Genomic DNA, 7,320 nt, shown 5'->3' with positions numbered 1-7,320 from the left:
CGGGGTCGGCTCCGCCTCGATCAGGTACCCATCCGAGTCCTGCGACAGGAGCGCAGTAACCCGCCACGGCTGCCGAATGTCCGGAAGATCGAAGGCTTCGAACTCGTATGACCGCACACAGGACAAGCTTCCGCGCAGCGTCATCCGGTCGCCCACTTCGGGAAGACGACCCTCAGCCGCGTACTGAGTCAGAGCCTTGAATGTCGACGTAGCAAGCACGGTCTCGAATAGCTGATTGAGCTCGCCACCCCTGGACCACTCCACAACTCCGTCATACGATTCATCGCGCCCGTCGGCTGTCCACATCCAACCCAGCCGAACCGCCATGAGAGGTATGTCTACACCTGGCAATGGGTGGGGAATCTCGGCGTCGATGACCACGTCATCCGGAATATGGATCCTCACGCTCACAGGCTCAACTATGTCGGATCAGTAGTGGTAGCGAGTCTGCAGGATGATCACGCAGGCGTCGTCGACCAAGTACACGAGACGGTTCGCTTCGTCGATGCGACGCGACCAGGCTCCGGCCAGCGCATGTTTCAGCGGCTCCGGCTTGCCGACTCCATCGAAAGGATCGTCACGCAGGATGTCTTCGATCAGAAGGTTGATCCGCTTGAGCGTTCGCCGGTCCTGGCCCTGCCAGTAGAGGTAGTCCTCCCAGCCGCCGGCGGTCCAGGCGAGCTTGCGGTCACTCACTGGTCAAGTCGTGCTCGGTGATGTCTCCGGAGCGGGCACTCTCGACGGCGTCGATGAGGCGGCGCGCGTTCTTGGGGGAGCGCAGGAGGTAGGTGGTCTCGAGCAGCGAGTCGTACTCGTCCTTGGACATCAGCACGGCCGAGCCGCGCTTGGAGGTAATCTCGACCTCGGTCTGGTCGAGGTTGACGCGTTCGATCAGGCGGAACAGATCGGCGCGAGCCTCGCTTGCTGTGATGGCCATGATTCCTCCAAGTGGTACAAGATATCGTACCACTGATCAGGGCCGGCGGTCAGGCGGCCGGGCTGCCTGGTGGAGGGTTAGTCACGGGGCTTGGCTGCCCGGGGTTGATGTCGAGACTTGTCCTAGTGCTGCCGACATCCGCTGGCACTCCGCGGCGTTCCGTGCTTCAGTCAGGAACAGTGGCCAGACGCTGGCGAATCGAAAGAGATGAAACGAGAGAGTCAGCAGTTGCCCTGATACGCGACAGTTGACATCAACAGACGGAACGCTCCGCATTTGGTATTGCCCCACCCTCGTCGCCGATTCCTCTAGCCTCTCGATCGCGTCGATCGGAACCGCTGCCCTCCTTCGATAGTTCGTGCTTCCGTCAAACAACTGGATCCCCGTGCGATCGACGACGAGTGTTCGTGTGCCTCGCGACGGAAACCGCACGTGCTTTCCATCGAGTCGGCGCACGAGTTGATGGAGTTGCACCGACAGTCCCGGATCATTTGCGATCTGAGTGATGTATGCCGTGGGATAGGCCCGGCTCAACGCGATGGTTCGGCGTCTGGTGCGAAGTTCCCAGATCGTCAGAACCGCACACAGGAACAGAACGATGATGCCCACGGACCAGAGGAGTGTGGACACGACGAACCACACGTCTCTGTGCTGCGATTCGAGCTTCAGAACGGTCGAGGCTGTCATCAGAGCGACGAAAGCAATCGACCCGGTAAGGGGCAACCAGTTCGTACGACCGTTTCGGGCATCCTTCGGCGCATCGGTCAATCTGGCTCCTTGTCACGAAGTCCTGCCTATGTCTCGGTGACGAGGCTAATCGACGGTAAGGGCCAATGGACGGATTGGCGCTATGGCCGAGACTTCGCTCATCGGACGTGAGTGACTTGAGCTCCTGCCTACTGCTGATCACGCGGTGGACCTAGTGCGGATTGTATGAAGTCGAGCGCAGCTTCAAGTGAGTCACTGTCAAACGACTCGTCCCGGACGTCTCGCAACACGAGCCAGAGTCCTCCGAGGATCTCGCCAGAAGTGCTTCCGCCGTAGAGCGCAGAGTCGAGGGACTGAGCCAGTTTGTCGCGACCAGCCAGACGGAGCTCCTCTCGAAGCGCTCTCACGAATGCGTATAGCTCTTCTAGGCTTTTCATCTTGGGCCGATCCTAGGTGCCGATGGTTGAACGGGTTCTCGGCTGCGTATGCTGACAGCTTGTCCGTTCGGGCCGCGGGCGAGATCCAAAACTCAAACTCCTGCCTGGCTCGTCCTACCGCTGTGCGACAGACAACCCGAGACGAGCCATCGCCTCGTCGTTCTTCCGCGCGCTGCCGAGGCCGACGCGTGCTCTCGTCAGAGTCGGATGGGCAGCCAGGGCTGCGACGTCTTCGGGGTGGAGATGTGGCATGTCGACGAGCCATAGTTCCTCCAAGGCCGGCGCCGTGAGCAACGGGCGAAGGTCAGTTAGTCCCTTCATGGTCTCAAGGTGGATCTTCGTGAGCTTCGTCATCCTGCTGAGATCGGGCAGCGTGCGTACGTTCTTCAGAGCTTGAAGGAACAAGTTCTGGAGGGAGGGTACCTCGGTGATCGGATCAAGATCAGTGAATCCGCGGATCATCCAGAGCTCCAGGTACTGAAGGTTCAGGAACGCCGAAATGCCATCGAGGCTCTTCGTTCCGCCGAGCTTGACCGCAAGAGTTTCCAGCTTGGTCAGCGGGCGGAACAGCGACAGGTCGGTGAGAGTGATGCTGCGAAGACTGAGTTTCGTGACCTCGGTGAGCCCGGCGACGACGGAGAGATCCTTCGAGTGACGTTCTAGATGAAGCCGAACGAGCGACGTGAACCTAGCAAGCGGCTGGAGCGAAAACTGACGCTTCGTCTGTCCTAGCGACAGGCTCGCGAGCTCCGTAGGGAGAAAGTTCAGTCCGTCGATGCTTTCGAGGTTGTAGACGTCCGCCTGGAAGCTGCGCACTGTAGGAAAGTGCTGCAGGAAATCGAGGTCAGTGATGCTGCCGTCGTAAGACCCGTATGCGCGCAAAGTGACTTCCGGATAGCGTCGCAGGAAAGCTGCGAGACGTTTGAATTCGCGGTCGGACAGCAGCGAGTCGAACTGCACGAACTGGCATTCTGGCTTGAGCGGCCGAAGCATCTCGCGCGTCAAGGGAGACGACACTTGGCGGATCGATGGCGAGTCGACGAGGCGCTTCATGTCAGCAGTCTCGTGTGGAACTCGAGCATTTCGTGCCAGCCACGCTCAAGCGGTTGGGCTGAGCTCGTCATCCACGGGCTGGCTTGGTTTCGAGCTGGTTGGCTGAGCAGTGCAATTCGCGTTTGCTAAGCGCTTGCCGGCTCAGGCCCGTCAGTGCCGCGAGCGAATTCCACGCTTCACCGATCTCCCGTAGCTGTGCAATCAAGGTGTCACGCTCCCTGAGGGCCAGGTCCTGTTCATTGCGGAGTCGCTCGATAGCAAGCGAGATCTCGCGCAGTCGTTTGAGGGCGTCGGCGCGCGTGCCCCACTTAGCCTCGAACTCCAACATCGCGTCGGCGGCGTGCCGCTTCGCGGCCTCCCGATCGCGGTCTTCGGCGTGCCGAACGGCGGCGGCGTCGTGTGCTTTCCGCTGCCGAGCGTAAGACGACTCGCGCCGGCTTGCCTTGCCTGATCTACCCCGATTTGCCATGCAACCTGGTTTACACGCGACCCCGGTCATTCATTGGGCTGCCGAACGGCTCCACTTAAAGTGCCTACGTGCATTGCTCTTGGCTTCTATCCTTCTTGCATTGCTCTTGGCTTCTATCCTTCTTGCCCTTGGGTCTCTCTCTTCTATCTCGCCTTGGCTTGTATCTCCGTTTGTTCTTGATCCTGGTCTCTTCTTGGTTCTGGTTTCTCTTCGTTGCCTCGTCGCTCTATTCAGTAGCTTGTGTTCAGATCGCTCGACCCGTCCGATCGAACGCCACCAGGATGTTCGTCAATCGCGCTGCTTCCGAGTTGCTGTGAAGCTGTCGTCGCGATGGGTGTGGCTGATGCCGGCCGAATCGACCTGTTCAGACCAAAGGCGCTTTATTGATCCAGCCGGTCGGCGGTGCGCCACTCGCGCGGATTCCACTCCGGCGAGTAGCCGCCGATGGGACCTGGTTCCAGCCACGGATCATCTGAGCGGATCAAGCACAGAACCCGGTTGCCGAGCAACGCACCCCGCAAAGCGGCACCGCTGATGATGTCCAGAACTGTGACCGCGAGGTCGGGCATCGCTGAATGGAACTGATCGAAGTTGTCGATCACGATGACCAGGCCCGTTTCGTTCTCTGCCCATCCGTAGTCGAGCTCGGCGACGTCGCCGAGACAATCGACCAACGCGTTTAGGTTTCGTCCGTAGTAGTCCGGGAAATGGAGCGCCGTCGAGAACGACTGGTGCATTGCAGCTTCGTCAGCCCACGATCCGGCGTCCAGTCGGACGATCCGATAGCCAGCCGCTTGGAGCGTCCAGGTTGCGTCATCGAGGACGTTCCGCGATCGAAACTTCGAGACGAAACCGTTTTGCACCAGGTTGAACCCGGGCTCCTGGTTGTCCGCTTTCCACACAGCCACGTGAAGAAACGTAGCGCTCGAATGGTCTGACTTCGGGTCTGCCCCGCCCAAGGCATTCTCGCGCGCTGAGAGACCGAGTCAAGGGTGCAGCTCCGCTGCATCGCGGAGCGACACGCAGCGCCCTTGACACGGCCTCTCAACTCGCCATCATCGGGCGTCGGGGCGGACCACGGCTCGGAATCGAGACTCGATGGTGATCAGCGGGATCAGCCGTGCATCAGTAGTGAACCGCCGATGATCATGCTAATGCAGAGCACTACCAGGATCCACGGAGGCACTATCGACCTCGGCTTACCTTGTGCCTCTCGGCGGTCGGCCATCTTGCGGTCGAATTCGTGGGCCCACGGCATCACGAACGCCCACGCGACGAACACAGCAACAATGACGAGTACCCCGATAACCACCGATAGATCCACTCAGACGCCTTTGCCCACTCGTGGTCGCTCAGAACGACCGATCCTTCTCTAGTGGAGGGCAAGCGTGGCAACTCGCTTTCAGCTCCAGCATCAAGGTAGCGGCTGGATTGCCCCGCACACATTTCGAACCGCCCAATGAATCCCATCGAGCGAGGTCTCAAAGCTGCGAGATTCCTCCCAAGGGTCTGGTCTGTGCGCCGAATCCATTGCGTAGCGACAACTTGTAAGTGAAGGGAGCGCGTTCCGACTGGCTCCTCACGCGAGCCTTGCAGTGTCGGCGCGCAGTTGGAGACTCGAGTCTGGGGTGAGGTCGATGGGGAGCATCAGCGCATACGAGACCGTCGCAGGACGGCGCTACCGAGTCCGCTACCGGACGCCGGGACACCAGCAGACCGACAAGCGCGGCTTCCGCACCAAACGCGACGCCGAGCTGTACCTTGCATCGCTGGAACTCGCCAAGGCCCGCGGCGACTATGTACCGGCTGCGCGCGCCGGCGTGAACTTCCAGTCCTGGAGCGAGAAGTGGATCGACTCCCTCGTGCAGGTGAAGCCGAGCACCCTGCAGGGCTACGTCTCGATCACCCGCGGCCGCCTTCAACCGCGATGGGGCTCGACTCCGTTGAATGCGATCACCCACTCGGACATCCAGTCGTGGATCTCGGACGAGAACAGCCGCGTCGGCGCGCGCACCGTCGGCTCATACCATCGCGTCTTCTCGATGATCCTGAAGTACGCGGTCCGGGACGGCCGCCTCGGCCGTAATCCCGCCGACGGCATCCGGCTGCCCCGTATCCGGCCGAAGAAGCACCCGTACCTCACCCATGCCCAGTTGCACGAGCTGGCCGCTCTGTGCGGCTCAGAGGGCCTTGTGGTGCTGTTCCTGGGCTACACCGGCTTGCGCTGGGGAGAGCTCGCGGCGTTGGAGTGCCGGAACGTCGACTTCACCCGTCGACGCGTCCAGGTCGATCGGGCCGTGGTCGAGCTCACTGATGGGCAGCTGGTCTACGGCTCGCCGAAGAACCATCAGCAGCGGAGTGTGCCGTTCCCAAGCTTCCCGTGCGATCAACTGCGGGCGCTCGTCGCATCGAAGAAGTCACGCGACCTGCTCTTCACGTCTCCCTACGGCCGCCTGCTTCGCGTGAACAACTGGAAGCGAAAAGCCTTCGACAAAGCTGCCGACAACCACCCCGACCTGCTGCGCCCGACAGTCCACGACCTTCGCCACACCGCCGCAAGCTTGGCCATCTCGGCCGGCGCGAACGTCAAGGCCGTCCAGCGGATGCTCGGCCACGCCTCCGCAGCGATGACCCTCGATGTCTACGCAGACCTCTTCGACGATGACCTGGATGCCGTTGGGGACGCATTGAGCCGTCTTGGCTCTCCAGAAGTTGTGAGCAAAGTGTGGGCAAATCCCGAAAACGCGGCTTCAGAACCCACCGCCGATGGGCTTGGATCCCTCCGACGCACTGGGTGGGCCCCGTGGGGCTCGAACCCACGACCCGCGGATTAAAAGTCCGATGCTCTACCGACTGAGCTAGAGGCCCTCGCCCTCTAATCTAGCGTGGATTCCGTACCTCCCCGTGCCGGGGCAGAATGGGGGGATGTCTGACCGCTATCACAAGCCGACGCTGTTTCCCGGGGGGATGTTCGAGGCCTTCCTCGGTGGGGATGATCCGGCGCAGATCAGCAAGGTCGCCCACGAGACCGCGCAGGCGCTGCTGGCGCGGGTGCGGGAGGATCCCGATCCGGACATCGTGGATCGGCTGGTCGCCTACACCGACGAGCATGGCATCGACGCGATCGCCGAGCTGTGGTCGCGGTCGAACGCCAAGAGCCTGCCCGGCGCGCTCTGGCGAATCTACCTGCTGCGCTTGCTGATCCGGCAGGACGCGGACGGCACAGCGCTGCTCTACCAGCGCGGCACCGAGGTGATCGCGTCGATCGACCCGGTGGTCGCCGGGGCACCGACGCCCGCGGGGCCGGGGGAGGTCACCGAGCTCGCCGACCGCATCCTCCGCGGGGTGTTCGAGGGGGATTTCGCCGTCGCGCTCGATCGCGCGGCCGCGTTCTGCCGGGTGACCGCCGCCGGTTGCCTCTCCATCGCCGACGATCGCGACCCGCTCGACCCGGAGCGCGCGAGCGAGCTCACCACGCGCGCGCTGCGCTTCACCCGCACCGCGGAGGAGCTGACGGCGTGCGCCCGGCTCTGGCGCAGCGACTCGCTCGACTGAGCCGGTATTCCCCGTTGGCGTTCTCGCGCCGCGAACGCCACGCCGTGAACGCGACCCGCGCCTCCTGTACTATGGACGAAGCCGGACCGCAGTAACCCCGGGCTCCAATACTTGCCGCTTCGAGCGGCCTCGCGCCGAGAGGCGTTCTGCGGTCCGGCTCT

General features: G+C 62.1%; 9 protein-coding genes and 1 tRNA gene. 2 read left to right on the top strand and 8 right to left on the bottom strand.

Annotated elements, in window-relative coordinates:
• From KNO15_RS06755 to KNO15_RS06725, 7 genes are all read right to left on the bottom strand, one after another.
• Positions 1-411, bottom strand: a 411-nt coding sequence (locus tag KNO15_RS06755; RefSeq protein WP_241702639.1) for a hypothetical protein, incomplete at its 3' end; no start/stop codon positions are given.
• A gap of 18 nt (positions 412-429) precedes the next feature.
• Positions 430-696: a Txe/YoeB family addiction module toxin gene (locus tag KNO15_RS06750; protein ID WP_241702638.1), complete on the bottom strand. Its 267-nt coding sequence runs from the start codon at positions 694-696 to the stop codon at positions 430-432.
• Positions 689-937: a type II toxin-antitoxin system Phd/YefM family antitoxin gene (locus KNO15_RS06745; RefSeq protein ID WP_241702637.1), complete on the bottom strand. Its 249-nt coding sequence runs from the start codon at positions 935-937 to the stop codon at positions 689-691. Before KNO15_RS06745 ends, KNO15_RS06750 begins: the two co-directional genes overlap by 8 nt.
• Positions 938-1,018: 81 nt before the next feature.
• On the bottom strand, positions 1,019-1,705 hold the full coding sequence (locus KNO15_RS06740) for a hypothetical protein (protein WP_241702636.1): 687 nt from the start codon (positions 1,703-1,705) through the stop codon (positions 1,019-1,021).
• Between the two features lie 491 nt (positions 1,706-2,196).
• Positions 2,197-3,135 carry a hypothetical protein gene (locus KNO15_RS06735; RefSeq protein ID WP_241702635.1) on the bottom strand — a complete coding sequence of 313 codons (939 nt, stop codon included), beginning with the start codon at positions 3,133-3,135 and terminating at the stop codon, positions 2,197-2,199.
• A 67-nt stretch (positions 3,136-3,202) separates the two neighbouring features.
• Positions 3,203-3,604 (bottom strand): hypothetical protein, encoded by a 402-nt coding sequence (locus tag KNO15_RS06730; protein ID WP_241702634.1) that lies wholly within the window; start codon positions 3,602-3,604, stop codon positions 3,203-3,205.
• A 380-nt stretch (positions 3,605-3,984) separates the two neighbouring features.
• The gene (locus KNO15_RS06725) at positions 3,985-4,512 is read right to left on the bottom strand and encodes a barstar family protein (protein ID WP_241702633.1); all 528 of its coding nucleotides are present in this window, start codon (positions 4,510-4,512) and stop codon (positions 3,985-3,987) included.
• Positions 4,513-5,241: 729 nt separating this feature from the next.
• Here KNO15_RS06725 and KNO15_RS06720 point away from each other — a divergent pair.
• Entirely contained in the window at positions 5,242-6,438 is a 1,197-nt protein-coding gene (locus KNO15_RS06720; RefSeq protein WP_241702709.1) for a tyrosine-type recombinase/integrase, read from the top strand.
• Here KNO15_RS06720 and KNO15_RS06715 read toward each other — a convergent pair.
• Positions 6,400-6,472 (bottom strand) — tRNA-Lys (locus KNO15_RS06715). The two genes, KNO15_RS06720 and KNO15_RS06715, sit on opposite strands and share 39 nt — an antisense overlap.
• A gap of 57 nt (positions 6,473-6,529) precedes the next feature.
• On the opposite strand from KNO15_RS06715, the gene KNO15_RS06710 reads away from it, so the two are divergent.
• A complete protein-coding gene (locus tag KNO15_RS06710) occupies positions 6,530-7,159 on the top strand; it encodes a DNA-directed RNA polymerase subunit beta (protein WP_241702632.1) in 630 nt (209 codons plus the stop codon).
• The last annotated feature ends 161 nt before the right edge of the window (positions 7,160-7,320 follow it).

The sequence above is a fragment of the Leifsonia shinshuensis genome (genome assembly GCF_022606355.1).
GTDB lineage: Bacteria > Actinomycetota > Actinomycetes > Actinomycetales > Microbacteriaceae > Leifsonia > Leifsonia shinshuensis_B.
The sequence above is the reverse complement of the archived record's forward strand: the minus strand, read 5'-3'. Positions and strand labels throughout refer to the sequence as shown.

Excerpts from the sequence above, each read along its gene's own strand:
- KNO15_RS06720 (WP_241702709.1), top strand. The coding sequence starts at position 5,242 with ATGGGGAGCATCAGCGCATACGAGACCGTCGCAGGACGGCGCTACCGA.
- KNO15_RS06730 (WP_241702634.1), bottom strand. The coding sequence starts at position 3,604 with ATGGCAAATCGGGGTAGATCAGGCAAGGCAAGCCGGCGCGAGTCGTCT.
- KNO15_RS06745 (WP_241702637.1), bottom strand. The coding sequence starts at position 937 with ATGGCCATCACAGCAAGCGAGGCTCGCGCCGATCTGTTCCGCCTGATC.
- KNO15_RS06710 (WP_241702632.1), top strand. The coding sequence starts at position 6,530 with ATGTCTGACCGCTATCACAAGCCGACGCTGTTTCCCGGGGGGATGTTC.
- KNO15_RS06735 (WP_241702635.1), bottom strand. The coding sequence starts at position 3,135 with ATGAAGCGCCTCGTCGACTCGCCATCGATCCGCCAAGTGTCGTCTCCC.